At 56.2% G+C, this 26,924-nt stretch carries 26 protein-coding genes, 1 tRNA gene, 1 pseudogene and 1 riboswitch; of the genes and pseudogenes, 12 read left to right on the plus strand and 16 right to left on the minus strand.

Annotation, left to right across the window (positions count from 1 at the left end; translation table 11 throughout):
- Window positions 1–55: 55 nt before the first annotated feature.
- The 6 genes from dxs to AC2FH0_RS17215 all read right to left on the minus strand — a co-directional run bounded on the left by dxs (window position 56) and on the right by AC2FH0_RS17215 (window position 5,312).
- On the minus strand, window positions 56–1,984 hold the full coding sequence (gene dxs / locus AC2FH0_RS17190; protein WP_496692643.1) for a 1-deoxy-D-xylulose-5-phosphate synthase: 1,929 nt from the start codon (window positions 1,982–1,984) through the stop codon (window positions 56–58).
- Between the two features lie 16 nt (window positions 1,985–2,000).
- Window positions 2,001–2,867, minus strand: coding sequence for a polyprenyl synthetase family protein (locus AC2FH0_RS17195; protein WP_496789931.1), 867 nt, complete (start codon window positions 2,865–2,867; stop codon window positions 2,001–2,003).
- Window positions 2,868–3,110 (minus strand): exodeoxyribonuclease VII small subunit, encoded by a 243-nt coding sequence (locus tag AC2FH0_RS17200; protein ID WP_037313918.1) that lies wholly within the window; start codon window positions 3,108–3,110, stop codon window positions 2,868–2,870.
- A complete protein-coding gene (locus AC2FH0_RS17205) occupies window positions 3,107–4,033 on the minus strand; it encodes a histone deacetylase family protein (RefSeq protein WP_496692645.1) in 927 nt (308 codons plus the stop codon). Before AC2FH0_RS17205 ends, AC2FH0_RS17200 begins: the two co-directional genes overlap by 4 nt.
- Before the next feature lie 68 nt (window positions 4,034–4,101).
- The gene (locus AC2FH0_RS17210; RefSeq protein ID WP_142640254.1) at window positions 4,102–4,803 is read right to left on the minus strand and encodes a response regulator; all 702 of its coding nucleotides are present in this window, start codon (window positions 4,801–4,803) and stop codon (window positions 4,102–4,104) included.
- Window positions 4,800–5,312: a MarR family winged helix-turn-helix transcriptional regulator gene (locus AC2FH0_RS17215; RefSeq protein WP_142640252.1), complete on the minus strand. Its 513-nt coding sequence runs from the start codon at window positions 5,310–5,312 to the stop codon at window positions 4,800–4,802. The genes AC2FH0_RS17210 and AC2FH0_RS17215 overlap by 4 nt, the downstream gene beginning before the upstream one ends.
- Before the next feature lie 160 nt (window positions 5,313–5,472).
- On the opposite strand from AC2FH0_RS17215, the gene AC2FH0_RS17220 reads away from it, so the two are divergent.
- The 3 genes from AC2FH0_RS17220 to AC2FH0_RS17230 all read left to right on the plus strand — a co-directional run bounded on the left by AC2FH0_RS17220 (window position 5,473) and on the right by AC2FH0_RS17230 (window position 7,890).
- Window positions 5,473–6,339, plus strand: coding sequence for a branched-chain amino acid aminotransferase (locus AC2FH0_RS17220; protein ID WP_496692646.1), 867 nt, complete (start codon window positions 5,473–5,475; stop codon window positions 6,337–6,339).
- Window positions 6,340–6,464: 125 nt separating this feature from the next.
- On the plus strand, window positions 6,465–7,415 hold the full coding sequence (locus AC2FH0_RS17225) for an AraC family transcriptional regulator (RefSeq protein WP_496709540.1): 951 nt from the start codon (window positions 6,465–6,467) through the stop codon (window positions 7,413–7,415).
- Window positions 7,416–7,524: 109 nt separating this feature from the next.
- A complete protein-coding gene (locus AC2FH0_RS17230; protein ID WP_496692648.1) occupies window positions 7,525–7,890 on the plus strand; it encodes an SPW repeat domain-containing protein in 366 nt (121 codons plus the stop codon).
- Between the two features lie 104 nt (window positions 7,891–7,994).
- Here the strand turns inward: AC2FH0_RS17230 and cobO are convergent, their stop codons facing one another.
- From cobO to AC2FH0_RS17255, 5 genes are all read right to left on the minus strand, one after another.
- Window positions 7,995–8,594 carry a cob(I)yrinic acid a,c-diamide adenosyltransferase gene (cobO, locus tag AC2FH0_RS17235; RefSeq protein WP_496789932.1) on the minus strand — a complete coding sequence of 200 codons (600 nt, stop codon included), beginning with the start codon at window positions 8,592–8,594 and terminating at the stop codon, window positions 7,995–7,997.
- A gap of 56 nt (window positions 8,595–8,650) precedes the next feature.
- Window positions 8,651–9,586: a DMT family transporter gene (locus tag AC2FH0_RS17240; RefSeq protein WP_496789933.1), complete on the minus strand. Its 936-nt coding sequence runs from the start codon at window positions 9,584–9,586 to the stop codon at window positions 8,651–8,653.
- Between the two features lie 54 nt (window positions 9,587–9,640).
- Entirely contained in the window at window positions 9,641–10,303 is a 663-nt protein-coding gene (locus AC2FH0_RS17245) for an HD domain-containing protein (RefSeq protein WP_496707294.1), read from the minus strand.
- Window positions 10,287–11,387, minus strand: a complete 1,101-nt coding sequence (gene aroC, locus AC2FH0_RS17250) for a chorismate synthase (protein ID WP_271951712.1) — start codon at window positions 11,385–11,387, stop codon at window positions 10,287–10,289. Before aroC ends, AC2FH0_RS17245 begins: the two co-directional genes overlap by 17 nt.
- A 94-nt stretch (window positions 11,388–11,481) precedes the next feature.
- Window positions 11,482–11,922, minus strand: coding sequence for a 6,7-dimethyl-8-ribityllumazine synthase (locus tag AC2FH0_RS17255; RefSeq protein WP_142640236.1), 441 nt, complete (start codon window positions 11,920–11,922; stop codon window positions 11,482–11,484).
- A gap of 128 nt (window positions 11,923–12,050) precedes the next feature.
- Window positions 12,051–12,196, minus strand: a riboswitch (FMN riboswitch).
- A 54-nt stretch (window positions 12,197–12,250) separates the two neighbouring features.
- On the opposite strand from AC2FH0_RS17255, the gene AC2FH0_RS17260 reads away from it, so the two are divergent.
- Window positions 12,251–12,865, plus strand: coding sequence for an FMN-binding negative transcriptional regulator (locus AC2FH0_RS17260; RefSeq protein ID WP_142640234.1), 615 nt, complete (start codon window positions 12,251–12,253; stop codon window positions 12,863–12,865).
- Between the two features lie 13 nt (window positions 12,866–12,878).
- On the opposite strand, the gene AC2FH0_RS17265 is transcribed toward AC2FH0_RS17260, so the two are convergent.
- Window positions 12,879–13,322, minus strand: coding sequence for a c-type cytochrome (locus tag AC2FH0_RS17265; protein WP_496692653.1), 444 nt, complete (start codon window positions 13,320–13,322; stop codon window positions 12,879–12,881).
- A gap of 485 nt (window positions 13,323–13,807) precedes the next feature.
- On the opposite strand from AC2FH0_RS17265, the gene petA reads away from it, so the two are divergent.
- From petA to AC2FH0_RS17280, 3 genes are read left to right on the plus strand one after another with little or no spacing between them, the layout of a single operon-like run.
- Complete coding sequence (gene petA, locus AC2FH0_RS17270) at window positions 13,808–14,392, plus strand: ubiquinol-cytochrome c reductase iron-sulfur subunit (RefSeq protein WP_142640296.1); 585 nt, start codon at window positions 13,808–13,810, stop codon at window positions 14,390–14,392.
- An 11-nt stretch (window positions 14,393–14,403) separates the two neighbouring features.
- Window positions 14,404–15,735, plus strand: a complete 1,332-nt coding sequence (gene petB / locus AC2FH0_RS17275; protein WP_142640230.1) for a cytochrome b — start codon at window positions 14,404–14,406, stop codon at window positions 15,733–15,735.
- Window positions 15,736–15,752: 17 nt separating this feature from the next.
- Window positions 15,753–16,538: a cytochrome c1 gene (locus AC2FH0_RS17280; protein WP_142640228.1), complete on the plus strand. Its 786-nt coding sequence runs from the start codon at window positions 15,753–15,755 to the stop codon at window positions 16,536–16,538.
- Window positions 16,539–16,617: 79 nt separating this feature from the next.
- On the opposite strand, the gene mtaB is transcribed toward AC2FH0_RS17280, so the two are convergent.
- Together mtaB and dapF are read right to left on the minus strand one after the other, a co-directional pair.
- Window positions 16,618–17,874, minus strand: a complete 1,257-nt coding sequence (gene mtaB, locus AC2FH0_RS17285; RefSeq protein ID WP_496789935.1) for a tRNA (N(6)-L-threonylcarbamoyladenosine(37)-C(2))-methylthiotransferase MtaB — start codon at window positions 17,872–17,874, stop codon at window positions 16,618–16,620.
- On the minus strand, window positions 17,871–18,713 hold the full coding sequence (gene dapF / locus AC2FH0_RS17290) for a diaminopimelate epimerase (protein ID WP_496789937.1): 843 nt from the start codon (window positions 18,711–18,713) through the stop codon (window positions 17,871–17,873). The genes mtaB and dapF overlap by 4 nt, the downstream gene beginning before the upstream one ends.
- Before the next feature lie 212 nt (window positions 18,714–18,925).
- On the opposite strand from dapF, the gene AC2FH0_RS17295 reads away from it, so the two are divergent.
- The 5 genes and pseudogenes from AC2FH0_RS17295 (at window position 18,926) to thyX (ending at window position 24,493) form a co-directional block, all read left to right on the plus strand.
- Window positions 18,926–19,001: transfer RNA gene (locus tag AC2FH0_RS17295), tRNA-Lys, on the plus strand.
- Between the two features lie 548 nt (window positions 19,002–19,549).
- A pseudogene (locus AC2FH0_RS17300) lies at window positions 19,550–20,310 on the plus strand (IS5 family transposase).
- Window positions 20,311–20,762: 452 nt separating this feature from the next.
- Window positions 20,763–21,833, plus strand: coding sequence for a hypothetical protein (locus AC2FH0_RS17305; protein WP_496789938.1), 1,071 nt, complete (start codon window positions 20,763–20,765; stop codon window positions 21,831–21,833).
- A 783-nt stretch (window positions 21,834–22,616) separates the two neighbouring features.
- A complete protein-coding gene (locus tag AC2FH0_RS17310; RefSeq protein WP_496789941.1) occupies window positions 22,617–23,702 on the plus strand; it encodes a dCTP deaminase domain-containing protein in 1,086 nt (361 codons plus the stop codon).
- Window positions 23,699–24,493, plus strand: a complete 795-nt coding sequence (thyX, locus tag AC2FH0_RS17315; protein ID WP_496789943.1) for an FAD-dependent thymidylate synthase — start codon at window positions 23,699–23,701, stop codon at window positions 24,491–24,493. The genes AC2FH0_RS17310 and thyX overlap by 4 nt, the downstream gene beginning before the upstream one ends.
- A 428-nt stretch (window positions 24,494–24,921) precedes the next feature.
- On the opposite strand, the gene AC2FH0_RS17320 is transcribed toward thyX, so the two are convergent.
- Window positions 24,922–25,827, minus strand: a complete 906-nt coding sequence (locus AC2FH0_RS17320) for a DUF6602 domain-containing protein (protein ID WP_496789945.1) — start codon at window positions 25,825–25,827, stop codon at window positions 24,922–24,924.
- A gap of 167 nt (window positions 25,828–25,994) precedes the next feature.
- Window positions 25,995–26,924: a DUF5655 domain-containing protein gene (locus AC2FH0_RS17325; RefSeq protein WP_496789946.1), complete on the minus strand. Its 930-nt coding sequence runs from the start codon at window positions 26,922–26,924 to the stop codon at window positions 25,995–25,997.

A 26,924-nucleotide genomic window follows, 5' to 3' on the forward strand; every position in this document is an offset into this window, starting at 1 on the left:
TGAAGAGCTCTCTTGAGGCTCCATCTTCCTTGGAGTTGATAACCTTAATGGTCCCTCAGGCGCGTTTTTCACCAATCGTGGCCACACCCAGAACAGACAGGACCTTGGCCTCGATCTGTTCGGCATTCATACCGGCAACCGCATACATATCCGCCGGGTTTGCCTGATCAATGAAGATATCCGGAAACACCATCGAGCGGTATTTAAGGCCCTGATCAAACACACCCTCATCGGCCAGTAGCTGCGCCACATGGCTGCCGAAACCGCCAATCGCACCCTCTTCGATGGTAATCAGCGCCTCATGATCGGAGGCCAGATTCAGGATCAGGTCGCGGTCCAGCGGTTTGGCGAAACGTGCATCGGCGATGGTGGGGGTGATGCCGCGTGCGGATAAGGCCTCGGCGGCTTTTTGTACCTCGGCCAAGCGCGTACCGAAAGACAGCAATGCCACACGCGCGCCCTTCCGAATTATCCGGCCTTTGCCGATTTTAAGCACTACACCACGCTCGGGCAGGTCCACGCCCACGCCTTCACCGCGGGGATAGCGGAAGGCGATCGGGCCTTCGTCGTGGGCGACGGCGGTGGCCACCATATGCATCAGCTCGGCCTCATCTGCGGCGGCCATCACGACCATGCCCGGTAGGTTGGCCAGATAGGCAATGTCAAACGATCCGGCATGGGTCGCCCCATCAGCGCCCACCAGACCAGCGCGGTCGATGGCAAATCGCACGGGCAGGCGCTGAATGGCCACATCATGCACGACCTGATCATAGCCGCGCTGCAGGAAGGTCGAATACATGGTGCAGAATGGCTTCATCCCGCCCGCAGCCAAAGCCGCCGAGAACGTCACACCATGCTGTTCCGCAATCGCTACATCGAAACAACGTGACGGGTAGCGTTCGGCAAACAGGTTCAACCCGGTTCCATCGGGCATGGCGGCGGTGACGGCGACGATCTTGTCGTCCCGCGCGGCTTCTTCCACCAGGGTCTTGCCGAAGACCGACGTATAAGAGGGCGCGTTTGACGGCGCCTTCTTTTGCTCACCCGTCACAACATCGAATTTCGCGGTCGCGTGACCCTTGTCGCGGGCCTGCTCGGCGGGGGCATAGCCCTTGCCCTTTTTTGTCAGCACATGGATCAGGATCGGGCCGGTGGCCCGCGTCTTGACCGTGCGCAGCACCGGCAACAGCTGATCCATGTCGTGTCCGTCAATCGGGCCGAGATAGGAAAAGCCCAGTTCTTCGAATAAAGTACCCCCTACGGCCATGCCCTTGAGCATTTCCTTGGCGCGTTTGGCGCCTTCGCGGAACGGTTCCGGCAACAAGGACACCGCGCCCTTGGCGGCGGCCTTCAGATCGTGGAACGGTTCTTCGGCATAAATGCGCGACAGATAACTGGACAGGGCGCCAACCGGCGGTGCGATGCTCATTTCATTGTCGTTGAGGATAACGATCAGGCGCTTTTTCAGGTGGCCCGCATTGTTCATCGCCTCAAACGCCATACCCGCCGACATTGAACCATCGCCGATCACCGCAATCGCATCGCCTAGGCCTTCGGGCGTCACGCCACCCAGATCGCGCGCCACGGCAAAGCCAAGGGCAGCACTGATCGAGGTGCTGGAATGCGCCGCGCCAAACGGGTCATAGGGGCTTTCGCTGCGCTTGGTGAACCCGCTCAACCCACCGGGTTGGCGCAGGGTACGGATCCGGTCGCGCCGCCCGGTCAGGATTTTATGCGGATAGCACTGGTGCCCGACATCCCAGATGATTTTGTCACGCGGCGTATCGAATACCGCATGCAGCGCGGTGGTCAGTTCCACCACGCCCAGACCCGCACCCAGATGCCCGCCGGTGACCGATACGGCCGAGATCGTCTCGGCCCGTAATTCCTGCGCCACCTGATGCAGCTGCGCGTCCGAAAACTGCCGCAGGTCGGCCGGGCGGTTCACAAGATCCAGCAGAGGAGTGTTCGGGCGGTCAGACATATGGCGCGTTCCTGGCTTAGCTGTCCCGGGCAATAACGAAGCGGGCGGCGTCCTTCAAGGTTTCAGCCGACGCGCCATAGCCTTCCAATGCGGCGCAGGCCTGTTCCACCAGCTCCGCGGCACGGGTTCTGGCGGCGTCGAGGCCCAGCAGAGACACAAACGTGGCCTTTCCCGCCTCGGCATCCTTCTGAAGGCGCTTGCCCGCAATTTCGGCGTTACCCTCTATATCCAAGATGTCATCTGCGATTTGAAAAGCAAGACCAAGGGATTGGGCATATTGGCGCAAGGGCGCAAGATCAGCTTGGGCCAGACGCGCGCCGGCGCATGCAGACCACTCGATCAGCGCTCCGGTTTTTCCTGCCTGCAAATGGGTGATTTCTTCCAGCGTCAGAGGAGAGTCCGCCGATTCCGCCGCGATATCCAGCGCCTGGCCCAGCACCATGCCCTGCGCTCCGCTTGCCTGCGCCAGAGACAAGGCCAATTCCGCGCGAATTTCGGCGGGGCCAATTTCGGGACGGGTGCAAAGTTCGAATGCCAGCGTCTGCAACGCGTCGCCTGCCAGAACCGCGATGCCCTCATCCCATTTCACATGAACTGTCGGGCGCCCGCGACGCAAATCGTCGTCATCCATGCAGGGCAGGTCATCATGCACCAGAGAATAGGCGTGCAACGCCTCGATCCCCGTGGCAGGCCAGATCGCCCGCGCTGTATCCACATCATGCAGCCGCGCGCTTTCCAGCACCAAAAACCCGCGCAGACCTTTGCCGCCTTGCGTGGCATAGGCCATCGCCTGTGTCACATCCAGATCGTCCAGCGCACCCAGAACCAGATTAAAATGGTCCTGAATCAGCGTCGCATCCTGCGCCAGTCTTTCGCGAAACATTTACTGACCTTCGACAGGAGTCGTCCCGGTCGGTTGACCATCAGCGTCCAAGGTGATGGCGGCGACCTTTTCCTCGGCCCGTTTCAGCTCATCCTCGCAGCGTTTCTTCAGCGCCGCGCCGCGTTCATACAGGGCGATAGACTGATCCAGCGCCACATCGCCGCGCTCCAGCTGGCCGACAACGGCCTCAAGCTCTTTCATCGCCTGTTCGAATGTCATCTGGTCAACGGGTGTGTCTGTCATCGGGCTGCCTTCATCAACTCTTCCACATGGGCACGGGTGGCCTCGGCCAGCGCTTTCAGATCATACCCGCCCTCCAAAGTCGAGACGATACGTCCCGCGCAATGCTCATCGGCAATCTTGCACAATTCGGCAGTGATCCAGGCGAAATCTTCGGTGGCCCAGTTCAGATTGGCCAGCGGATCATCCTGATGGGCGTCAAACCCGGCAGAGATTATGATCAGCTCGGGTTTGAAGGCGCGCAGTCGCGGGAAAGCCAATGTTTCATAGGCGGCGCGCATCTTGGCGCCGCCGGTTCCGGGGGACAGTGGAATATTCAGGACGTTTTCAAAGGCGCCGGTCTCGTCGGCGCGGCCTGATCCCGGCCACAAGGGCATCTGTTGGCTGGTGATCACCAACGCGCGCGGCTCATCCCACAGCAAATCCTGCGTGCCATTGCCGTGATGCACATCGAAATCCACCACAGCGACGCGGCGCAGACCGTGATGATCCAACGCGTGTTTCACCCCCAATGCGGCGTTGCCGAACAGGCAAAACCCCATGGCGGTTTCATTCTCGGCGTGATGGCCGGGGGGGCGAATGGCACAGAACGCATTTGGGGCTTCTCCGCCCAGCACTAAATCCACGGCTTTCACCACAGCCCCTGCAGCCCTAAAGGCCGCATCTACAGATCCCGGCGACATGAATGTATCGCCGTCCACCTGCCGGAATCCCTCTGTCGGGCGGCTTTTGCGGATGTCGCGAATATGGCTTTCGGGGTGAATACGCAGCAGGTCATCATCGGCTGCAAGCGGCGCGGTCACACGATCCAGGTCCAGCCTATCCAGCGCATGAAGGATATGTTCCAGTCGCGCGACTTGTTCCGGATGCCCCTCGGGTGTCACGTGCCCAAGACAATCCGCATGGGTCAAAAGGGCAGTTTTCATCACAATCCCCTGTTCATCTGGTCAAAATACCTTCGCCGAAGGCAAAGAACCGCCACGCAGCGGCTCAATCAATCCGGTGCCAGCATGTACCCGGCCCCGCGCACGGTCTGCAGGTACCGGGGTTGTTTCGGGTCTTGCTCGATCTTGCGTCTCAGCCGTGTGATCTGCACATCCACGGCACGCTCCTGCGCCTGACCCTTATCACGGCCCAGATCCTCGACCAGCTTGGCGCGACTGATAGGGGCGCCGGGTTGGGCCGAGAAGATCTTCATCAGCTGGCTTTCCGTTGCGGTTAGGCGGACCGTTTCTTCGCCCCGCCACATCTCACCGCGCTCAACATCATAGCGGATCGGGCCGAGATGCAGAATCTTGGTTGCGGCATCCTGTGCCGGGGTTTCCGGCATCCGGCGCAGGATCGCATTGATCCGCAACAAAAGCTCTTTGGGCTCGAAAGGTTTGGCCAGATAATCATCGGCCCCCGCCTCAAGCCCGGCGATACGGTGTTCGGTTTCGCCCCGCGCCGTCAGCAACAGGATCGGGGTGGTGTGGGTCTCGCGCAGGGCTCTGGTCAGGCTGACACCATCTTCGCCGGGCATCATCACATCCAGAACGATCATGTCGAAATCCAGCCCCGACAGCACCCGACGTGCATGGGCCGCATCCCGCGCCGCGGTCACCAGAAACCCGTTTCGCATCAGGAATTTCTTGAGCAGATCGCGAATACGCTCGTCATCGTCAACGATCAACAGATGGGCGTCCATATCACTCATGAGGTCGTATCCCGCAATTTGGTATAGGCATGACGCATATCAGCATCCATCATTGCTTCAAGCACTTTGCGAAACCCAGACACCGCTTCTGGGCCTGCGTCCTTATAGGCCGCGCGCATCCGCACGCGCTGGGCCTCGGACAGCCTGGTTTCAAGCGCCCTCCCGGCTTCGGTCAGAAACAAGTGCCGTTCGCGCTTGTCCACCGTACCGACCCTGCTTTCGACCAACCCATCGTCAATCAATGTCCGAAGGACCCGGTTCAGAGACTGTTTCGTCACCCCAAGAATAGCAAGCAAGTTATTGACGGTCGTCCCCGGCGCGCGATTTATAAAGTGGATAGCACGGTGGTGTGCCCGCCCATAGGCCAGCTGTGTCAGAATGCGATCCGGGTCCGCCGTGAACCCGCGATAGGCGAAAAACATCGCCTCGATCCCCTGCCGCAGCTGTTCATCCGTAAGAAACAACAGGCTTTCTCCGCCAAAGGCCTGGGCGGGGCGGGTATCTGACATATTCTGCCTCATTCGTTACACAGGTCCGAGTTTATGTCAGCGTTGTTGACATTCCAAGAGCGGACAGGTATCGAATCGCAGTTTTTGCGCAACTTTATGTCCACTTCGGACCTATATTGCGCAATAATCGGAATATTCAACCCAGGCAGGGAGGTTTCGCATGGCGGGGTATGATGATCGTGACGGTGTCATCTGGATGGATGGAGAACTTGTGCCCTGGCGCGAGGCGAATGTCCACATTCTGAGCCATGCGATGCACTATGCGTCTTCGGTCTTTGAGGGCGAGCGGGCCTATAACGGCAAAATTTTCAAAAGTCGGGAGCATTCTGAACGGCTGGTCGCCTCGGCCGAGGCGCTGGACATGCCGATGCCTTATACGATCGACCAGATCGAAGCGGCAAAGGAAGACGCGCTGAAGGCAAGTGGCTTGCAGGACGCCTATGTCCGTGCGCTGGTCTGGCGTGGTTCGGGTGAGGATATGGGCGTGGCTTCGGCCAAGAACCCGGTCCGCATGGCCGTAGCGGTCTGGCCCTGGGGTGCCTATTACGGCGACGCCAAGATGCAGGGCGCCAAGCTGGATATCGCGGAATGGAAGCGGCCCAGCCCTGAAACCATCCCGGTCCATGCCAAGGCGGCCGGGCTTTACATGATATGCACCATTTCCAAGCATAAGGCCGAGGCCAAGGGCTGCTCGGATGCGCTGTTCATGGACTGGCGTGGTTATGTTGCCGAGGCGACCGGGGCGAACGTCTTCTTTGTGAAGGACGGCGAAGTTCATACCCCGCTGGCCGATTGCTTTTTGAACGGGATTACCCGCCAGACAGTGATCCAGATGCTAAAAGACAAAGGCATCACGGTGCATGAGCGCCGCATCAAACCCGAAGAGATGGCCGATTTTGAACAATGCTGGCTGACCGGTACTGCGGCCGAGGTCACGCCTGTGGGCCAGATCGGCGACTATACGTTCGAAGTCGGTGACCTCACCCGCGAAATCGCCGCAGATTATGAGGCGCTGGTCCGCGCCTGATCGCAGATTTGAGACAGATAGAGCCCCCGCGATTTCGCGGGGGCTTTTCTTTGCCGTTCATTCGCAATTCGTTGCAGATCGTACAGGTAACTGGACGAACGCGTGGCGGGGTGTAGGTTACGGTAATGTTAGACCTTCTCAGCGATATCCTCACCCGTTTGTCCTTGCGCGGGACGTTTTACTTCCGCACTTCTTTTACGCCTCCGTTCGGAATTCAGGTTCCAGCCTTTGAAAACGTCGCCCGGTTTCATTTTGTTCAACGGGGTGAACTTCATGTTTTCGTCTCTAATACAGGGGAAACTCTGCGTTTGAAGCAGGGTGATCTGATCCTGATTCCCCATGGTACGGCCCATGCGTTGCTGTGCAACGAAGTCAAGCCGTTGGACGCTTTGCCTCTGGAGCAGGTGCTGGAAGATGCGGGTTACACGGGGGATGGGGTTTTGATCTATGGCGGAGAGGACAAAGGTCGTGACACGCAACTGATCTGCGGCCACTTCTCGTTCACCGGCCCTCCGGGTCGACAAGGTACCGGGCATATGTTGCTGGATCGGTTGCCGCCTTACATCCTGATCGAGAATTACGGTGAAGAGGCTGGGGCCTGGTTCGAGTCCACCCTGCGCATGATCGGATCCGAGGTCAGCGGCACGCGTATCGGTGGCGACCTGATCGCGTTGAAACTGTCCGAAGTGCTGTTCGCGCAGGCCATCCGTGCTTATCTTGAACATCAAAGCCCAAGTGACTCGGCCCTGGCAGGATTTGCAGATCCGCGAATTTCACGCGCGCTGACCGCGTTTCACCGCGCACCAGCGGTAGAATGGAGCGTTGAGACCCTGGCCCGAGAGGCCGCTATGTCCCGCACGGCCTTTGCCCAGCTCTTTGCTGAAAAGATGGGGGCCACGCCCATGCAATACCTCACCGATTGGCGGATGCAGATCGCCTGTCAGGGATTGGTCGAAAGCCGCTGGAACGTTTCCGATGCGGCGGCCGAGGTGGGGTATGCCTCTGAGGCCGCGTTTTCCCGCGTGTTTAAGAAACAGATCGGTCTGTCACCGGCGGCTTATCGAGCCATGCATTGATCCTCCATCATTCTGAATGATCTGCAAGGTTTCATGGACGATCCAGAATTAAGCGTTCGACCTACTTGTCCTAGTTTGAGATCATCTCAAACAAGGAAAGGAAAATGCAATGTCTCTCCGTTTCGTTACCCGCAATATTCATGCCTACCTCGATTACCCGGTTGCCATCGCCCTGATGGCGCTGCCGTTTGTTCTGGGATTGGGTCAGTCCAATCCGATGGCCCTGTGGCTGTCGGTTGTGACCGGCATTGCAGCCTTTGTCCTGACCGTATTGACCGATCATCATCTGGGGATTTGGAGGGTATTGCCTTATCGCGTCCATCTGGGCGTCGATCTGCTGGTCGGGGTGGTGTTTCTGGCGGCACCCAGCCTGTTTGGGTTCCAGGGTCTGGATGCGATATTCTACTGGCTGAACGGCGCGGCGGTGGTGGCGGTCATCTCGCTCAGCGCGCCAGAGCAAGAGGCGTTTGCTTGAACGGGCACATGCCCTGACGCCTCGATACCATTGCTTCCCATTCGGAAAACAAAGCCGCCCGTTCAAACAACGGGCGGCTTATCGCGGTGACCTTGATAAAGCGCTCAGAAATCTACGCCGCGCTGGGCTTTGATCCCGGCTTGAAACGGGTGCTTTTCCTCGGTCATTTCGGTGACCAGATCAGCATATTCGCGCAGTGGTTCTGGCGCATCGCGGCCGGTCAGGAACACGCTGGTCTTGTCGGACCGCGCCTTGAGCCCGTCGATCACCTGATCGACGGTCAGATATTCATAACGCAGGGCAATATTGATCTCGTCCAGAACGACCAGATCATACTCACCGCTCTCCATCAGCGCGCGCGCCCTGTCGAAGGCCGCATTGGCAGCGGCGATATCGCGCTCGCGGTCCTGGGTGTCCCAGGTAAAGCCCTCGCCCATCGTGTGCCAGGTGACCAGATCGCGCTCTTCAAAAAACCGCCGCTCGCCGGTTTTCCACTTGCCCTTGATGAACTGGACCACGGCAACCTTTTGCCCCCAACCCAGCGCGCGGATCACCACACCAAAGGCGGCCGAGGATTTGCCCTTGCCCTTGCCGGTATTGATCAGCACCAGACCGCGGCCCGGATCGACGGCCTCAGAGACCTTTTTGCGGTGCTTGGCCTGCACCTGCTGCATCTTTTCTTTGTGATCCTGCGCGTCGCTCATTCGGGCACCTCTGTGATTGTCGGGCCCAACCTAGGGCAAGTTTGAAAAAGGTAAAGTCACGCTTTGTGATCGGCCAGGGAACGGGCCTTGCCGCGTTCCAGCCCCAGCTGGTGTTCGCGCCAGATCACGACCACATTGCCCGCAATCACCAACGCTGCACCCAACAGGATCGCAAGCGTCGGCAGCTCATCAAACCAGATATAGCCGATGAATATGGCAAACAGCATGGTGGTATAGTCATAAGGCGCCAGCATTGAGGCCTGACCAAAGCGATAGGACGAGGTGACCAGAATCTGTGCAACACCGCCGATCAACCCCATTATGATCATAATTAGAGCCTGATTCAACGTGGGCATGGTCCAACCCCAAAACGCGGTCAGAGCTGAAAGCAGGGTAGCGGTCATCGAGAAATAGAACACGATCGCGGCCGGGTGATCCACCTTGACCAGCTGCCGGATGTGGATCTGAACAAAGGCACGGGCGAGTGTGGCCGCCAGCACGCAAAGCGCCCCGATTGTGGCTGCCATCTCCATCTGGGTGGTGCCCAGCCTGGGCCAAACCATAATCAGCACGCCCAGCAATCCCAGCGCGACGGCGCCGATGCGGATCATGCGAATGCGCTCACCCAGAATCAGCGCGGCCAGAATCAGGGTGAAGATCGGGGTGGCATAGCCAATCGCGGTGACCTCGGGGAGTGGCAAGAGGCTGAGACCCGTAAAAGTCAGACCCATGGCGCTGGTGCCCAGAACGCCGCGCCAGAAATGACCCATCGGCTTTTTGACCACAAAGCCCTGCGCCAGCTCTCCGCGCCAAAGCAACCAGGCAATGATGACCGGAATGGCGAAGAGCGACCGGAAGAACACCAGTTCACCGGGGGGGAAGTCCTCGGACAGTGCTTTGACCAGCGCCGACATTGAGGTGAACAGAACCAACGCAGCCAGTTTCAGGCCCACGGCAAGCATGGGTCGGTGGGAAGTCAGGGATTGTGCCATTGGCCGGGAACCTGAGCCTTTGACTGCGAAAGATCAACGATTGGATTGTACCAATCAGGCAGATTTCCACGTGTCGGGCAGGGGTTGGCCGATCTCTTCGCTGAACGCCTCAAGAAACCGGATCATCCGTGCCACACGCGCCTGTGCCAATTCGCGCCCGGTGGGCGTCAGCATGTCTGCCGGCAGGCTCAACAGTTTGACCTTCCAGTGATCAATCGAGAATTGCTGATCATTCAGATCGCGGGCAGTGGCAAAAGCATCCTCGGGATCATACAGGTCGCGACCCAGAGCACCTGACACAGCGAAGTTGCGCGCAATACCGATAGCCCCCAGCGCATCCAGCCGATCTGCGTCGCGAAGGATGCGGGCCTCGGGCGTTTCAGGCAGTATCCCGGCCGAGAAACTGTGTGCGGCGATGGCGTGTTGAGTGGCATCGATTTCAGGCTGAGAAAACCCCAATTTCGCTAGAATAGGCTCTGATTCAGCCGCAGATTGGCGTGAGGCGAGGTGACGATCAGGGTCATCTTTGGGCAAGTTGACCAGGTCATGAAGATAGCTTGCCGCAAGCAGAACCCGAATATCTGCTTGCGTGTCCGCGATGGCCTGTACATTGATCCAAACGCGATCCAGATGCGCCAGATCGTGGGCAGGATCTGTTTTCATGCGCTGCGCGACGATGCCGCGCAGCCGGGTGCGCAGCTCAGCCGATATGGCCACGGTTCTCGCCGATCTGACCCCGGTGCAACAGCAGGTGGTCAAGGATTACGCAGGCCATCATCGCTTCGCCAACCGGAACCGCACGGATGCCGACGCAAGGGTCATGGCGGCCTTTGGTGATGATCTCGGTCTCTTCTCCGGACTTGGTGATCGTTTTGCGCGTGGTCAGAATCGACGAGGTCGGTTTGACCGCAAAGCGTACGACTATATCCTGCCCGGTCGAAATCCCGCCCAGTATGCCGCCTGCGTGGTTCGAGCTGTATTGCGGGCCATTCTGCCCCATGAAGATCTCATCGGCATTGGCCTCGCCCGTCAGTTCAGCGGCGGCCATGCCTTCGCCGATCTCAACACCTTTGACTGCGTTGATCGACATCATCGCTGCGGCAAGATCAGTGTCTAACTTCGCATAAACTGGCGCACCAATCCCGGCAGGGACACCACGCGCAACGACCTCAACCACTGCCCCGACCGAATTGCCGGACTTGCGTAATCCGTCCAGATAGGCGGCCCAATCTTCGGCGGCTGTCGCATCGGGTGTCCAGAAGGGGTTCTGTTCAATCTGCGACCAGTCGAAATTCGTGCGGTCGATTTTATGCGGGCCGATCTGGGTCATGTACCCGGTGATCTGCACATTCGGTGCGATCTGCTTGATGGCTTCGCGGGCCAAGCCCCCGGCGGCAACGCGCGAGGCGGTTTCGCGCGCCGAGCTGCGGCCACCACCACGATAATCGCGGATACCGTATTTTTGCCAATAGGTGATATCAGCATGGCCAGGGCGGAACTTTTCCATGATATCGCCGTAGTCTTTTGACCGCTGATCGGTGTTCTCGATCATCAGCTGGACCGGAGTTCCGGTCGTCTGCCCTTCGAACACGCCGGACAGGATTTTCACCTGATCGGGTTCGCGCCGCTGGGTGGTGTATTTATTCTGTCCTGGTTTACGCTTGTCCAGCCAGTGCTGGATCACCTCTGCGTCGATGGTCACCCCCGGCGGGCAGCCATCAACAGTGGCACCCAAGGCGGGACCGTGGCTTTCACCCCAGGTGGTGACGCGGAAAAGATGGCCAAAGCTGTTCATCGACATAAGGCGTGCTCCTTCTGAGCATCGTGATTAGCGGGCAAGGCCCGTAGCCTCAAGCGGATTTGCGGTTGGGGCCCAGCACCCCAACCCTTTCCGGTCAGGCCGCCGAGGACAGCTGCGTCCGCATGGCGGTGATTTTCAACGCCGCCTGTGCCGCCTCGCGCCCCTTATCCACGAAATGCGCGCGGTAGATGGTATTGTGGTGGTCCGTCTCTTGATACTGGTGTGGCGTCAGCGAAACAGACAGAACCGGAACACCGGTATCCAGACCTGCGCGCATCAACCCGTCGACCACAGCTTGCGCCACGAAATCATGCCGGTAGATGCCGCCATCCACCACAAAGGCCGCGCAGGTCACAGCTGCATAGCGCCCAGTCTGGGCAAGATCGCGGGCCAGCAGGGGCATTTCGAATGCACCTGGAACGTCGAACACGTCCACTTGATCGGCGGGTATCAATTCCAGAAACCCGTCGAGTGCACGGTCGACAATATCGGCATGCCAGCTGGCCTTAACAAACGCATAGCGGGTGTGTGTCATCAAGATCTCCTTCCGGTTTGGTGGTCTGCTGGCGGTTGCGAAAACCGGTTCCCACTTTTCGCGGCCAGCACGACATGACACGTCACCCAAGGCGATCACGAGCAGGCGTGCGGGGTTACCGGCACACTGCACGTTCTCTTTCATCCGGACTGTAACCGTCGGCTCTGGCCTCTCACCAGATCTGCTGACACCCCGAAAAGGGGCCGCTCGCGGGCTTACGGGTCATCGCCCGCATACCGCCGGTGGGGAATTCCGCCCCGCCCTGAGAACGAGGCGCACCTTGCCAATAGGTGCGCGGTTCTGCAAGAGCTTTTGCAGGAGGACCGCCATGCACCCCAATCCCGCCTTCCGCGCCGAGGATCGTGACAGTCATATTGCTTTTGCGCGCGAGCGCGCATTTGGTGTTTTGGCTTTGTCAGCGGACCAGGGGCCTTTGCTTAGCCATGTGCCGTTTCTGTTGTCAGAAGATGGCGCAGAAGCCTCGCTGCATCTGGTGCGGTCCAATCCGATCGTCCGGGCATTGAATGAACCGCGCACGGTTCGAATCGCTGTATCGGGGCCTGACGGATATATCTCGCCCGACTGGTACGGGATTGAGGATCAGGTGCCCACTTGGAACTATGTGGCGGTGCACCTGACCGGAACGCTTTCGCTTCTTCCGCAGGACGCATTGCGCGATTTACTCGATCGTCAGTCGGATTTTTATGAGCGCCGGTTGAACCCCAAGCCACCCTGGAGCGCCAGCAAGATGAGCGCGGAGGCTCTGGACAAGATGATGCGCATGATTGTGCCCTGCAAATTGCAGGTAGATGACATTCAGGGCACCTGGAAGCTGAACCAGAACAAGCCGGACGATGTCCGTCTAGCCGCCGCAGATCATGTGGCGGTAGACGGGTTCGGAAGCGAGACCACTCACCTCGCCGCGCTCATGCGGTCTAGGTGAGCGGACGGGCTGGTCAGTTGCTGAAGGTCGCCAGATAAGCGGCGACATCCTCAGCCCCTTTTTTCAGTTTGACGCTCATGTTCGGACGGGCGGTTTCGTCATCCAGATAATCCCTCAGGAAAACAATCGGGTCCTGCGAATATTCGACGATGTTTTCCTGTGTCCAGACCAGCCCTTCCTGGCCAGCACGGATCATGTCATCGGTGTACATCCCGATTGGTAGGCGTTCGCTTCCGTTCAGGTAATCGGTTTCTGTTCCGGCCACCCGGCCTACAACCCCATAGAGATTCGGCCCGGTGATGCCGCCTTTGACCAGAACTTTTCCATCTTTGATAATTGCATGGCACGAAGAGCACCGATTGTAGAGGCTTTCCCCCTTTGCCGGATCGCCGGCGGCGAAGGATTGCGATGAAAGAGTCAGGGCGAAGGTCAGAGTGGCTGTAAAAAGCTTTGGCATGGAAAAATCCCGCTAAGGTTGGTCCTGTTACAGGCCCTTCGGACATTCCAGCCAAATGTGCAATCGAATTGAGACTCATCTAGTGTGTTGAAAAATATCTATTTTTAACTCATTATTTTTACCAAGGTAGATTCAATCGAAGTGGATTTTTGCGTGGCAAAATCAGGTCAGAATTTTGCAGATTTTCGCCGATCAACAGTCTTCGGTTCTGTGTTGTGAGGGTGTTTTCGTTGCCTGGTTGCCATCCGAATCACTCCCTGTACCACCCGCGCGGCAGGGCAAACCTTCACGGGTAATCCGGCCCATCCCTTGAAAAAAACGCCTTTCGTTGTGACATGAATGCCAAGATGCGGCGTAGTGCGCGCCTATGACCGCTGGACGAACCGATTTCTCCCGGATAGATAGCCGCGATGAGACGCCGCTTTGATGCGGTGCTGATGCATGTTTGCCCGGTATTGCCGGGCGCCGGAATCGGAGAAAACCTCGTGTCCCACGCAGAAGACCACGAAGGCACCCGCAGAGATTTCCTCTACTACGTCGCTGGCGGCGCAGGTGTCGTTGCGACGGGTGCAGCCGTATGGCCCCTGATCAACCAAATGAACCCCTCGGCAGACGTTCAGGCCCTGTCCTCGATCCGCGTGGATGTGAGCGGTGTCGAGCCCGGAACCCAGCTGACCGTCAAATGGTTGGGCAAACCCGTGTTCATCCGTCACCGCACCGGTGTCGAAATCGACGAAGCGCAGAAGCAGGACGCCGATGGCGTGGATGCCCTGCCTGACCCGCTGGCCCGTAACTTCAATCTGAATGCTGATGCACCGGCCACGGATGCAAACCGCGTGATGCCGTCGCCGGAAGGCGAAGCCGCAGGTGCCTGGATCGTCCAGATGGGCGTCTGTACTCATCTCGGTTGTGTCCCGCTGGGCGATGCTGGTGACTTTGGCGGCTGGTTCTGCCCCTGCCACGGTTCGCATTACGATATGGCTGGCCGTATCCGCAAAGGTCCTGCACCTGAAAACCTGCCCGTTCCGCCCGCTGAGTGGACGGACGCCAGCACCATCAAACTCGGCTAAGGGAGACCCAGATGTCCGGAATTCCCCACGATCACTATGAGCCGAAGACAAGTGGCGAGAAGTGGCTGAACAGCCGCCTGCCCATCGTCGGCCTGATCTATGACACCCTGATGATCCCAACCCCCAAGAACCTGAACTGGTGGTGGATCTGGGGCATCGTCCTGGCGTTTTGCCTGGTCCTGCAAATTGTCACCGGTATCGTTCTGGTGATGCACTACACTCCGCATGTTGATCTGGCCTTTGCTAGCATCGAGCACATCATGCGCAACGTGAATGGCGGCTATATGCTGCGATATCTGCACATGAACGGCGCATCGCTGTTCTTTGTCGCGGTATACATCCACATCTTCCGCGGCCTGTTCTATGGCTCGTACAAAGCCCCGCGCGAGGTTACGTGGATCATTGGGATGCTGATCTATCTCTGTATGATGGGCACTGCCTTTATGGGCTATGTTCTGCCCTGGGGTCAGATGTCCTTCTGGGGTGCGACCGTGATCACCGGCCTGTTTGGTGCGATCCCGTTTGTGGGCGACGCGATCCAGACTTGGCTGCTGGGCGGACCGGCTGTGGACAACGCCACGCTGAACCGCTTCTTCTCGCTGCACTACCTGCTGCCCTTTGTAATTGCGGCGCTGGTCATCGTGCATGTCTGGGCTTTCCACACCACCGGCAACAACAACCCGACAGGTGTTGAGGTTCGCCGCGGTTCGAAAGCCGAGGCTGAGAAAGACACGCTGCCCTTCTGGCCTTACTTCGTGATCAAGGACCTGTTCGCACTGGCGGTCATCCTGGTTGTGTTCTGGGCGATTGTTGGTTTCATGCCGAACTATCTGGGCCACCCGGATAACTACATCGAAGCCAACCCGCTGGTAACACCGGCACATATCGTGCCCGAATGGTACTTCTTGCCGTTCTACGCGATCCTGCGTGCCTTTACCGGCGAGGTCTGGGTTGTTCAATTCGCCAGCTTCATCACCGGCGGCATCATTGACGCCAAGTTCTTTGGTGTTCTGGCGATGTTTGGTGCGATCCTGGCTATGGCTCTGGCGCCGTGGCTGGACACGTCGACCGTACGTTCGGGTAAATACCGGCCGATGTTCAAATGGTGGTTCTACCTGCTGATCGTCGACTTCTTTGCCCTGATGTGGCTGGGTGCGATGCCCGCAGAAGAGCCCTATGCGACCTTCTCGTTAATCGCATCGGCCTACTGGTTCGGCTATTTCTTCGTGATCCTGCCGGTTCTGGGTGTCATCGAAAAACCCGATGCACAGCCGGAAACCATCGAAGAAGACTTCAACGCGCATTATGGCAAGGCTGACGCCGATGCCACGCCGGCCGAGTAAGAAGAGGGACCGGAAACATGTTCAAGAAACTTGCAATCGGTGCCGCGTTTGCTATCGCACTCGCTCCTGTCGCGTCTAACGCGGCAGGCGGAGGCGAACAGCATATCGAGGACTTCCAATTCTCATTCGAAGGCCCGTTCGGAACCTGGGATCAACACCAGTTGCAGCGCGGCCTGCAGATTTACACCGAGGTTTGCGCGGCCTGTCACGGCCTGCGCTATGTGCCTCTGCGTGACCTCGAAGCGCTGGGCTATTCGGAAGACGAAGTCACCGCCTATGCGGCGGGCAACTTTGAAGTGTTCGACCCCGAGCTGGACGATTTCCGCCCGGCTAAACCCGTTGACCATTTCCCCGCCAATGATGGCGTTGGCGCACCCGACCTTAGCCTGATGGCCAAGGCGCGTGCCGGTTTCCACGGCCCTTACGGTCTGGGGATCAACCAGCTGGTCAACGGCATGGGCGGCCCGGAATACATCGCCTCGTTGCTGGATGGTTATACCGGCCACGAAAAGGAAGAAGCGGGAACGGTTCTGTACGAAAACACCGCCTTCCCCGGTGGTTGGATTTCGATGGCGCCCCCGCTGTCGGATGAGCAGGTCGAGTTTGCCGATGGCCACGCAAATGACGTCGAGCATATGTCGGAAGACGTTGCAGCCTTCCTGATGTGGACGGCTGAACCGAAGATGATGGAGCGTAAGTATTCGGGCTTTGTCGGTGTTGTCTTCCTGACGCTTCTGTCGGTCCTGTTGTACCTGGTCAACAAGCGTCTGTGGGCAGGCGTTAAAGGTAAGAAGAAACACTAAGCGCCTTTTCTGAAAAGTTAAAAACCCCCGCGCCACTGGCAGCGGGGGTTTTTTGTTGCATGCAGGTGGAAGGGGCGGATCAGGCGCTGAGCTGCGTATCCGAGCAGCCGGTGATCGTCGCGGTCACGATCTGCCCTTCGGATTGAGGGGTTTGGAACGTAACTTCGGTAAACTGCGCGGTCCGGCCCATATGCGGGTTTTCCATCAGGATGTGATGTACCTTGCCAACCTGGGCGGTCAGGTGTTTGGCAATCTGCACCTCGCCAGCGGCGCGCAGACGGGCGGCGCGGGTTTTGATGACATTGCCGTTGACCTGCTGCGGAATGCGGGCGGCGGGTGTACCTTCGCGTTTGGAGTAGGGGAAGACATGCAGCCATGTCAGATCGCAATCGGCAACCAGCCTTAGCGAGTTTTCGAAATGGGCCTCGGTCTCGGTCGGGAAACCGGCGATGATGTCAGCGCCAAAGGTCATCTCGGGGCGCAGCTTGCGGGCCTCTTGGGTAAAGCGGATCGCATCGTCACGCAAATGGCGGCGTTTCATCCGCTTCAGGATCAGATCGTCGCCATGCTGCAGCGACAGATGCAAGTGAGGCATCAGGCGGGGTTCTGTGGCAATGGCCTGCATCAGGTTTTCATCGACCTCGATCGAATCGATCGAGCTGATCCGCAGGCGCGGCAAATCAGGCACTAGTTTGAGGATGCGCATAACCAGATCACCCAGCTTTGGCTGGGCAGGCAGGTCAGCCCCCCATGAGGTCAGGTCGACGCCGGTCAGAACGACCTCATTATAACCCTTATCGACCAGACGCTTGATCTGGTCCACAACAACGCCCGCGGGGACGCTGCGCGAATTACCGCGGCCATATGGGATGATGCAGAAGGTACAGCGGTGGTCACAGCCATTCTGAACCTGTACATAGGCGCGGGAACGAGTGCCAAACCCGTCGATCAGGTGGCCAGCGGTTTCGGTAACCGACATGATGTCATCAACCTGGACGGCCTCGGTTTCACCAATGAAATCCGCCGCCATGCCTTTCCAGGTTTCGGGCTGCATCTTTTCCGTGTTGCCGATCACCGCGTCGACCTCTTCCATCAGGGAAAAGGTCTGCGGTTCTGTCTGCGCAGCGCAGCCGGTCACAATCAGCCGGGCATTCGGGTTTTCGCGGCGCAGTTTGCGGATTTCCTGCCGGGCCTTGCGCACGGCTTCGGCGGTCACGGCGCAGGTGTTCACCACCACCGCATCGGTCAGACCGGCCTGTTGCGACAGCTCTTTCATCGCCTCGGTCTCATAGGCGTTCAGGCGGCAGCCCAGCGTGGCGAATTTGGGCGGGTTCATCCCAGCGACCTCAGGAATTCCGGCGTCAGCAGGCCTGAGAAGACATGGGCGGTAGGGCCGGTCATCCAGACGCCATCGTCGCGCCAATCAATCCAAATCGTGCCGCCGTCCAGCTCGATCTGAACCTTGCGTCCGGTCAGGCCACGCCGGGCTGCGGCCACGGCCGTTGCGCAGGACGAAGAGCCAGAGGCCAGGGTGATGCCCACGCCGCGTTCCCACACCCGCATGCGGATGTGATCTGGCCCGATGATCTGCGCGACCTGCACGTTGGTCCGCTGCGGGTAGAGCGGGTGGTATTCATAGCGCGAACCGAACTCTGCCAGCGGAATCGCCTCGGCATTGTCGACAAAGAAGGTGCAATGCGGATTGCCCATGCCAGTGGCGGTTGGGGCGCCCTCAATCGGCAGCTCCAGCGTGTCCACGTCTTCGGCCAGCGGGATATCCTGCCAGTTCAGCTGCGGCGGCCCCATGTTTACCGAGGTCAGCCCGTCCCCCGCATCGCTTGCGTATAGCGTTCCCCGCTCGGTGGTCAGGGTAAGGGTTTGTTTGCCGGTTTCCTCCATCAGAAACCGCGCGATACAGCGGGTGGCATTGCCACAGGCGGCCGAGGTCGAGCCATCGGCGTTATAGAACACCAGATGCGCATCTGAGGCGCCTTTTTCGATGACGGCGAGCTGGTCAAAGCCGACCCCAAATTGCCGATGCCCAATGGCTTGAGCCAAGGCTGGTGTCACCCCGACCTCATGCGCGCGCGCATCCACAATGACAAAGTCATTGCCCAGCCCATGCATCTTCATAAAGGGCAATCCGGTGTTCTGAATTCCTTGCATGGCGGGCATATAACGTTGCTGCGGATGGGAATCCACCCTGTGGCGCAGATTCGTGAAAAAAGGGGTTGACCCCCTTGCGCCACCTGCCTAAGTAGGCCGCCTATCGGGACGCCGTTTCGAAAGAAACTACAGGCGTAACGAGGTGTGAAATAAGGCCTTGAACCCAGTCGGGAAAATGCCTTACAGAGCGCCACGGATCCAAAGGATCCAAACAAAAGAGTGGGCCGTTAGCTCAGTTGGTAGAGCAACTGACTTTTAATCAGTGGGTCGCAGGTTCGAATCCTGCACGGCTCACCACTTTTTACATAGCACCAAGGCGTTACGCAGGATCAGATTGATGCGAACGTATAACCACACCGCATGTGCGATGATCTGCCGAGGAGATCCGTGGCGATTGTAGCTTATCGGCGATGGCTGCTTCGATGTCACCTTCGTCCAATTACGGGTGTGAGAATCCAAACGGCAAGTTGGCGGGACAAAACCCTTCGAACTGCAGAAATCACTTTACGTTCAAGGGTTTGCGACTTCTGTTAGCCTCTGAATGTAAATGGTGCCTCAAGAGGGACTCGAACCCCCGACCTTGTCCTTACGAATTTTGGCGTCGAGTTTTTGCACGGAGCCAGACAGCGCCGCAGGCAACCTCATAAGACCATATAATTGCTTGACTAATTCCGGCTTCGCCTTTGGACGCCATCGCACAGCATTTCAGAACTTTTGAGGAACACGCCCTACTAACCCAATTAGTAGGACCCTACTAGGCCGTGTAGACAAAAGGGATTCACATCTGTCGGCGGGCATGATTCAAGCTGGTATCTACGATGGAGACCAGCTTGGCACGAGACTTGATGTCGGACGAGGAATGGACGTTCTTTGAGCGGTTCATCCTGGCTGTCCGCGCCCCGAATGGACGCAAGCCTATCAACCACCGCCTTGTTCTTGATGGGATTTTCTGGATTGCCAGGACAGGGGCTCCGTGGCGCGACCTGCCGGAAGAGTTCGGCAAGTGGTTCAGCGTCTACCGACAGTTCCGGCGCTGGACACTGGCGGGGTTATGGGAAGAGATTATGGACGCCTTGAACCGAAGTGGAGCAGTGCCAGACGCCCTGCAAATGATCGATAGCACCGTAATCCGCGCCCATCATCAGGCAGCGGGTGCAAAAGGGGGACTCCGCGACAGGGTTTTGGCCGTTCGAGAGGTGGCTTCACGACCAAGATCCACCTTCTCGTAAACGCACACGGCTTGCCTATGAGGACCGAGATCACACCGGGCCAGACATCTGACTATCGTGGTTTCGATTTGGTCATGGCAGACAATCTTCCTCAGCCGCGCGTGTTATTAGCAGATCGCGGCTATGATGCTGACAAAATACGTAAAAAGATGAATGATCGAGATGTGATGACCCAGATACCCATGCGGAAAACCAGAAAGATGCGCGTTGGTGTCGACCGCTCACTTTATCGTCTGCGAAATCGGGTCGAGCGCTGCTTCAACAAGCTCAAGAACGCTCGGCGTGTTGCAACCCGCTACGACAAGACCGCAGAGAGCTTCCTGGGATTCATCGATATAACGTCCATTCGACTTTGGCTTCGCCATTTGTCAACATGACCTAATTGACCCCACCCCATCAACGGCTTCCGGAAAAGCGTGCTCTCAGGCAACCCCGTTCCGGCAGAGTTGGAGAAATACAACAGGAATTCGACCATCAATCGGGATCCCTACAGGTTCAAACAATTGAATTGAGCAGCCGTTCTTGAGGGGTAGTCTGAAGGTCTATTCAGCGGGACAAAGCTGCAATTTGCTGCGGCGTACATGAAAGCCCGTTATCGGGGGGGGGCGATTGGCTCTAAGGTTCAGTGCGAAATCGATCGCGATTCCCAAAACTATCGACAAATGGATGTATTTGAGCAGGGGCAGAGGCTTCGCGTTTGGCTCTACCCTGATTGGACACTAGCAATAGCTATCCGTTTCATACTTTTTGGAACTTAGATGGGGTGACATCGTAAGTTGCCTCTGACAATGCTGTTTTTCACCGATTTCAGGAAACACAGTGCACCTAAATGTTCGTCCCCACTCTAGACGCCTTTGCAGAAATACTGAAAATGGACACTACGAAGTGGTTCTCGCCTCTTAAGCGTATCGAAGGAGAGGGCGGCAATGAGGCCGACAAACGCTTCATTGTCCGATCTCAGAAAAATCTTCGGAGGAAGTTTCGGGAAGGCCAACTTACAGCCACCGATTCAGAGAAGCAGATAGGGAAATTTATAAAACGATTTGGAGATCGATCAGCGCCACTGGTGGAATTTCAGGATCGCATCAAATCATCATTCGATTGGCGGGATTTCGCGATCATTTCAAAACAGCTAAGCGCCGGAGAAATCGCGGGAGGACTCCCAAAGACCAGGCAAAATCTCAAGACGCTGACAGAATTCAGGAAACTGGAATACAACTCATGGGTTCTGCGAAAAAAACTCTATTATGACCAAGAAACGAATTGGGATCTGAGTATTGGGGGGCCTATTAGTATATTGAACTCTCGCACATTCCAGGCTTTTAGTTCTCCTGCGGCTTTTGAAACATGGAAACTCAATCCATTTCCGACACTTCATCCCCTGGAGTTCCTAACGCTTGGGTACATCCTGCAACGGGTAACCCAGAACAATAGAATGTGCAGCAATGTGGCTATTCAGGAGAAACCGTCACAGGCTAAAACCGTCTTCGTTGAATACTATCTTCTACCCAATAGTCAGTGGCCCGATAAATCAGCGATGTGGGCGGCAACGCCTATAGATCGCATTAAGACGTTTACCGAGCGAGACACAACACCCTTTATAGATACCTTTACCCAGTACATTAGCTTGGTTGATCACAGCGAAAACCCAAGGTTTGCATCACTCGATGAGGACCACATGACTGCTGCAAACAGGTATATTCGATCCAGTCTGTTTTTGATTGCAGTTTTTTGTTGCTTGTCGATCAGGATGAGGAAGGATTGGAAATATTGGGAGAACGTCGCAGATCAGGCTGATTTCAAGTATGAAGACTTAGTCCATGACTTCCGCGATTTTGAAAGAGGGGTGATACCAACTTGTTCCACCCCTCCGGAAAACCAACAAATCGTTACGCCTTAGTCACAGTTGGCTCACTTGCCTTTGCTGCCGCCAGAACCGTTGTCTGAGCGACCGCCACCAGAAGGTTTCCCAGTTGTTGACGGCCAGCCACCAGCGTTACCTTGACCTTTTGCCATTTTACGTTCCTTTTCAGTTTTCAGTGAAGAGGGGCTATCAAACTCCTCATGTGAATGTTCTACCTCTGCGGCTGGTTACTAAGCAAAAGGCACGCGGGGACAAAATCGGTAGGCGGTGATGCATCACTGTTCAGACCAATGTGACCGCCAAGCATTTCCTTCGGCCATGCTCAGTTCAGCGAGGGCGCGCCCAAATTACGTCATCCCAGTCATATGTTCATTGGGTTTTGGAATGCGGAAAACCGTGTGTTAGTCGCTATAGAATGCTATCCGCTCACCCTCATTGAATTTTGAGGGCAGAGTGACATTCCTGAATTGCTCATAGGTGACATTTTAGTTTTGCAGCTTCATGCCGCGCCCTCATAAGGTCCACTATGTGTTGTGTTCCGCCAGCGTTTTGCCTTGATACCGCAAGCAGAATTTGCGGCCCTTTGTTAATCTAGATAGTTTTGTCAGATGCCATGGCTTGACGAACGATCCATGTGCTTTGCTATCAGAATTACCTTGGAGAAACGGTATACTGATTGATCTCATCCATACAGTTCCACACTAGATACTTCTTCGGTGCTCTAGTTGCTCATACGAGAAAATGCGCTTGCATCCTTGTATCGGGTCAAGGAGTGTTCACGGAATCCTTGATGTCTGAGAAACCACTGGAAACTAGGCGATGTCCGCGACGATCTTTTCGAATGCTGACCTGACTGCAGCAATAAATTCAGGAGAACTGAAGATTGAGCGTTTAGAGAACGGGCAATACGTTTCCGTTCCAAAAGTGAGCGTCGATGAGCTTAACCGAGACTCGGACGTTCAGCCGGCGTCGCTGGATCTTTCAATCGGTAGAATCTTTCAACCGCCCGAAACGCAATGGGAATCATCAAAACTGCCCGAAAAGCCTCCGTTTAAAACCGGTCACGAAATCGCTGTTGGAGGTACCGTAGTTGTAGAGACGAGGGAACGGCTTTCCCTGTCTGGCAAGATCGGCGCGTTCGGTTTTCCTCCCGCTTCGATGGCGCAGAACTCGATCCTGATGACCAATCCAGGCCACGTTGATCCTGGATTTCAAGGGCATTTAACTTTCACGATCATAAACATGGGTCGTGTCCCATACGATTTGAAGTTCGGCGCCAACCTGGCGACTCTGCTGGTCTTCGGTTTCGACGCTCCCGTTGTTCCTGACTATTCTGCGTTGGCCAAAATGGGAGACTCCAAACCCAATCGTATGGCTGAAGTGCTAAACCGGCTATCACCCGATTTCGCAGATTTCGAACTACGCGCGCAACAAAGTGCGAACAATTCGGCGGAGGCCGCGGTTGCAGCACGGGCCAAAGAGCTCGGCGAACAAGTTGAAGCAGCAAAAACGCAATACCAGAGCGCCGAGAGGAAGTACAACCTTCATGCGCTAGCTTGGCCTGCTTTGACCGCATTGGGTGCAGCTGCAATTACGGGCGCAGTCAGCTATTTCGTGGCCGCAAGCGGTTTCGTGGACAAGGAAACGCTTGACGCCGTAGATGAGCGTGTCGAAACTTTGGAAGAGAACCGCGTGTTGCCGGACAGCTTTGATGCATTGTCGGATCGCCTTGATGATCTTCAACGTGCGACTGTGGCAGCGAAAACGGTAACGTCGCTGACCGAGAGAGTGGAAAGATTGGAGGGCGAAGAGCTGCTCGAAAGCCTCGACGAGCGCCTACAAACGCTCGAAAAGGCAATCGATGAACTGGGTTCCAAAGTAACGACACCTGTGGCAGGCCAATGAGCGGTCCGCGTCTTTACTGCCTCGCGAAGCCAACATTCTCCGAGGAGGGTTTGCGACAGTTCCTGGCTGACCGAGAGCTCGGTTGGCGCCGAGACCAAGAGGCAACTGAGGCCGAATGCTTGGTCGAAACTGCGGGGCGAGCATGCTATCTTTCATTCTCGGAAAACACGGACCGCGTGCGATTTCCTAATTCTACTTACCTTGCCAACTTAATCGAACAAGGTCATGAGAGCGTGCTAGAGCATGCCTCCTGGACATTCTTAATCGACCGTGTCAGCCGTGCTTTTACACATCAGCTGGTGCGGCATCGTCCTGGATTTGCCTATAGCCAGCTATCGCAACAGTATCACGACGAGAGCGAAGCGGGCTTTGTTTTCCCTGTCGGTCTGGACCGCATGCAAGGCTCGCAAGCAGCCTGGGAACGAATGATGGAGCAGACGAGAGAGACTTATCGTGAGATATTGGCCGCTGCGGAAGCCTCTGTCGATAAAGATGGCAACGAAATCTCTCGAGAAGAGCGCCGCTGGCTTCGGTCCACCGCGAGAAGCATTTTGCCGAATGCAACGGAGACGACAATCGTTGTTTCCGCCAATGCCCGAGCCTGGCGCCACTTTCTAACCTTGCGAGGCGGTATTGTGGGTGACTATGAGATGCGGCGAGTATCAGCACTCTTACTTGAAGCTCTTTCGGCTGATTCTCCCGCGTTGTTTGCCGACTTTTCCTTGGATCAGGATGCTGATGGTGAACCAATTGTTATTCGGCATCGAGAAGTTGGCATAGATGGGAGTTGATTCACATTCTTGTTGATCGTTCACAAACACAACGAGACTTAAGACAACCGGTTGGTATTTTGCGATCCCCACGAACTTTTGGGGCGCGCTATATTATCCCTTTCCACCAGCAGTCTGAGGGCATTCGCAAGCGAGGTTCGAAAGTTGGAATTAACCCACTGTAGTGTTAGGCTCGCTGGCAGTAGATTGGCTTTGAGATACAGCGCGTGCCGGGCTTTCCAGTGTCCAAAATGTCCTAGTGTAAAATCGTGCTGCAACAATTTGGATTCCTTCGTTGAAACACTCGTCAATATTTAAACAAGAATACTCACGAGGCTCACTTCCAAAACCAAAAAGTGAATTTGCGGCAGAAATTTATTTATTTTTATCAAATCCTTAAGACTACATAGACAAACCTACTCTAGGACCGATCCATTTCACATAGGTTGTCAAACACCGTGTTGCCGATCAGAACGTATTGGAATCTTGTGATTGGAAATAGAGCCACGAAAACCTCGGGCCGAGCGAAGTCCACCTACACTGTGCGGTAGGCCCTTCCGGGCGACCAATGTCGTGAAGTCCAATTCGGCCGTAAAGAACTGCAAAGACATGCCTAGAGCGCTTGCATCGCTTTCGAGAAAAAATGACCAACCGGCGTCTGAGCCTTCCCTGGAGTCTTCAAATTCTTCTGCCCATTTGTAGGCTGAGAACCCGAACCACTTACCACCAAATACGCAAACGTTTGTTGGTAGGTCGTCGAGCTCCTTTATCCCCAATTGTTCCGGCAACTGACCGCTAACCATGGCCTCTCTAAACTGTCCAAGCGATGAAGCCTCGTAGCCGATGACACCTGCGAAGTAGCTGTCACGCGACACACCTGAAGCCTGCATAACCTCAATAGATCGCACCACATTCGACAGCGCGTCCACCAAAGTGCCATCCCAGACAAACTTGCCTTTTTCGTCGGTGAATGAGGTCTTGGTTTCTCCGCGTATTTTGCGACGCTTGCTCAGTGTAAGATTGCTTTTTACTTCAATAACCGCTGCTATGGACGACGGTTCGACTACAACGAAGTCCGAGGACTTTAACAGCGGGCTTGCGGCTGCGTCGTAGATAAGCCCATCGATTTGACGAGAGGAGTTGGCGTAGATTTCATCACTTTCTGGGTCGTGTTGAGCAACAAAGCCACTAGAAACGGTGAGATCTCCTCCAATATGCTCCGATAGATATTGCCTAAGGCGTGCTTCACGAAAAGCGCCCAGTGTACCAGGGTGCTTTGTGAACAAGGCGACTTTCTTCCCATCCGCGGAGATCTTAGCTGCCTCCAAATCATAGAAATCTGCAATGCTACTCATTTTCTTCGACACCCAAATTCGCCCGAGAAAGCTCTCTTAAAATCCCAATGGCTTGTCTCAGTGCCGAATTGACAAAACAGCGGCTCGTGTTGGACACAAACAATTCCGCCAATCGGCGCACGCTAGTCCAGCCAAGTTGGAATCTCAAATCAAACTTTTGGTAGTATTCAAGCGCCATTGTAGCTTTGATCTATGAGCGGCTTCGCCTTTTCAAGTTCATCCATTGAGGTGATGATTATTTCTAAGTCACCAGTACCAAAATGGCCGATGTTTCTAACATCACGAGTAAAACCGTCTTCGAGGGCGACTTTGTCAGGATCAACTTTTACGAAAATTTTTACATGACGAATCTGAGGCTTGACCTCAACACAAGCGAAATTCTTCAGGCGCCTGAAAGCCACATAGTTATCAAGGGTCTTAATTTGCACTTCATCACCTAAGGCGAGCATATAGGCCTTCGCCGCTTCGTACAGATCGACCAGCTCACGATCGGCATCAGCCAACAACTCGGTAACAGTCTTGTGCCGAGGACGTACTTTTGGCGATTGCTGCAAGTCCTTGACAACACCTTGAGATGAACCATTGGAAGCGGAGCGGCCAACTGTTGATGTAAGCAGCTCAAAAATCATGAACTCCTCGCCAAAGCGCCGATATCTCACCAACTCAATGTTGCGGTTCATTTGATTGACCGCATGTTCGTCAAATTTGGTAAAATCTCCAGCGATGCAAACTAGTCGGGGCGTGCTCCAATCAACCGATTTCGCTTCTTCCTTCCCAAATCGCTCCAGAACCATCCACTCGAAATCTCTTCGATGGTCCATGAGCCAATCGAGGTAGAACAGTCCTTGATTGATAATATTCTCATTGCTTGACCGTTTATACTCAACGATCACGGGCGAGCCGTTTTCATCAAGGCCCAACGAGTCCATTCGTCCACCGTTGGTGGTCACAAATTCAGAGGCCAGGAAACGCACGCCTAGAAAGGCTTCCATGTTCTGTTCGATCAGTGTTTGGAGAGACTTCTCTAAAGCAACGGCAGACCCTGACAGTTCTTCAACACCTGCCCCTTGGGTTCGAAACAACTTGATATCACTCAT

The sequence above is a fragment of the Ruegeria sp. CDSC051 genome (genome assembly GCF_059610665.1).

Bases quoted from the DNA above. Each gene is read 5' to 3' on its own strand.
- AC2FH0_RS17215 (WP_142640252.1), bottom strand. From the start codon at position 5,312: ATGTCAGATACCCGCCCCGCCCAGGCCTTTGGCGGAGAAAGCCTGTTG.
- mtaB (WP_496789935.1), bottom strand. From the start codon at position 17,874: ATGAACCCGCCCAAATTCGCCACGCTGGGCTGCCGCCTGAACGCCTAT.
- AC2FH0_RS17200 (WP_037313918.1), bottom strand. From the start codon at position 3,110: ATGACAGACACACCCGTTGACCAGATGACATTCGAACAGGCGATGAAA.
- AC2FH0_RS17320 (WP_496789945.1), bottom strand. From the start codon at position 25,827: ATGAGTAGCATTGCAGATTTCTATGATTTGGAGGCAGCTAAGATCTCC.
- AC2FH0_RS17310 (WP_496789941.1), top strand. From the start codon at position 22,617: ATGTCCGCGACGATCTTTTCGAATGCTGACCTGACTGCAGCAATAAAT.
- AC2FH0_RS17220 (WP_496692646.1), top strand. From the start codon at position 5,473: ATGGCGGGGTATGATGATCGTGACGGTGTCATCTGGATGGATGGAGAA.
- petB (WP_142640230.1), top strand. From the start codon at position 14,404: ATGTCCGGAATTCCCCACGATCACTATGAGCCGAAGACAAGTGGCGAG.
- AC2FH0_RS17265 (WP_496692653.1), bottom strand. From the start codon at position 13,322: ATGCCAAAGCTTTTTACAGCCACTCTGACCTTCGCCCTGACTCTTTCA.
- AC2FH0_RS17230 (WP_496692648.1), top strand. From the start codon at position 7,525: ATGTCTCTCCGTTTCGTTACCCGCAATATTCATGCCTACCTCGATTAC.
- AC2FH0_RS17260 (WP_142640234.1), top strand. From the start codon at position 12,251: ATGCACCCCAATCCCGCCTTCCGCGCCGAGGATCGTGACAGTCATATT.
- AC2FH0_RS17210 (WP_142640254.1), bottom strand. From the start codon at position 4,803: ATGAGTGATATGGACGCCCATCTGTTGATCGTTGACGATGACGAGCGT.
- AC2FH0_RS17240 (WP_496789933.1), bottom strand. From the start codon at position 9,586: ATGGCACAATCCCTGACTTCCCACCGACCCATGCTTGCCGTGGGCCTG.
- AC2FH0_RS17325 (WP_496789946.1), bottom strand. From the start codon at position 26,924: ATGAGTGATATCAAGTTGTTTCGAACCCAAGGGGCAGGTGTTGAAGAA.
- thyX (WP_496789943.1), top strand. From the start codon at position 23,699: ATGAGCGGTCCGCGTCTTTACTGCCTCGCGAAGCCAACATTCTCCGAG.
- dxs (WP_496692643.1), bottom strand. From the start codon at position 1,984: ATGTCTGACCGCCCGAACACTCCTCTGCTGGATCTTGTGAACCGCCCG.
- AC2FH0_RS17305 (WP_496789938.1), top strand. From the start codon at position 20,763: ATGTTCGTCCCCACTCTAGACGCCTTTGCAGAAATACTGAAAATGGAC.
- AC2FH0_RS17205 (WP_496692645.1), bottom strand. From the start codon at position 4,033: ATGAAAACTGCCCTTTTGACCCATGCGGATTGTCTTGGGCACGTGACA.
- aroC (WP_271951712.1), bottom strand. From the start codon at position 11,387: ATGTCGATGAACAGCTTTGGCCATCTTTTCCGCGTCACCACCTGGGGT.
- AC2FH0_RS17225 (WP_496709540.1), top strand. From the start codon at position 6,465: ATGTTAGACCTTCTCAGCGATATCCTCACCCGTTTGTCCTTGCGCGGG.
- AC2FH0_RS17255 (WP_142640236.1), bottom strand. From the start codon at position 11,922: ATGACACACACCCGCTATGCGTTTGTTAAGGCCAGCTGGCATGCCGAT.
- AC2FH0_RS17280 (WP_142640228.1), top strand. From the start codon at position 15,753: ATGTTCAAGAAACTTGCAATCGGTGCCGCGTTTGCTATCGCACTCGCT.
- AC2FH0_RS17195 (WP_496789931.1), bottom strand. From the start codon at position 2,867: ATGTTTCGCGAAAGACTGGCGCAGGATGCGACGCTGATTCAGGACCAT.
- dapF (WP_496789937.1), bottom strand. From the start codon at position 18,713: ATGCCCGCCATGCAAGGAATTCAGAACACCGGATTGCCCTTTATGAAG.
- cobO (WP_496789932.1), bottom strand. From the start codon at position 8,594: ATGAGCGACGCGCAGGATCACAAAGAAAAGATGCAGCAGGTGCAGGCC.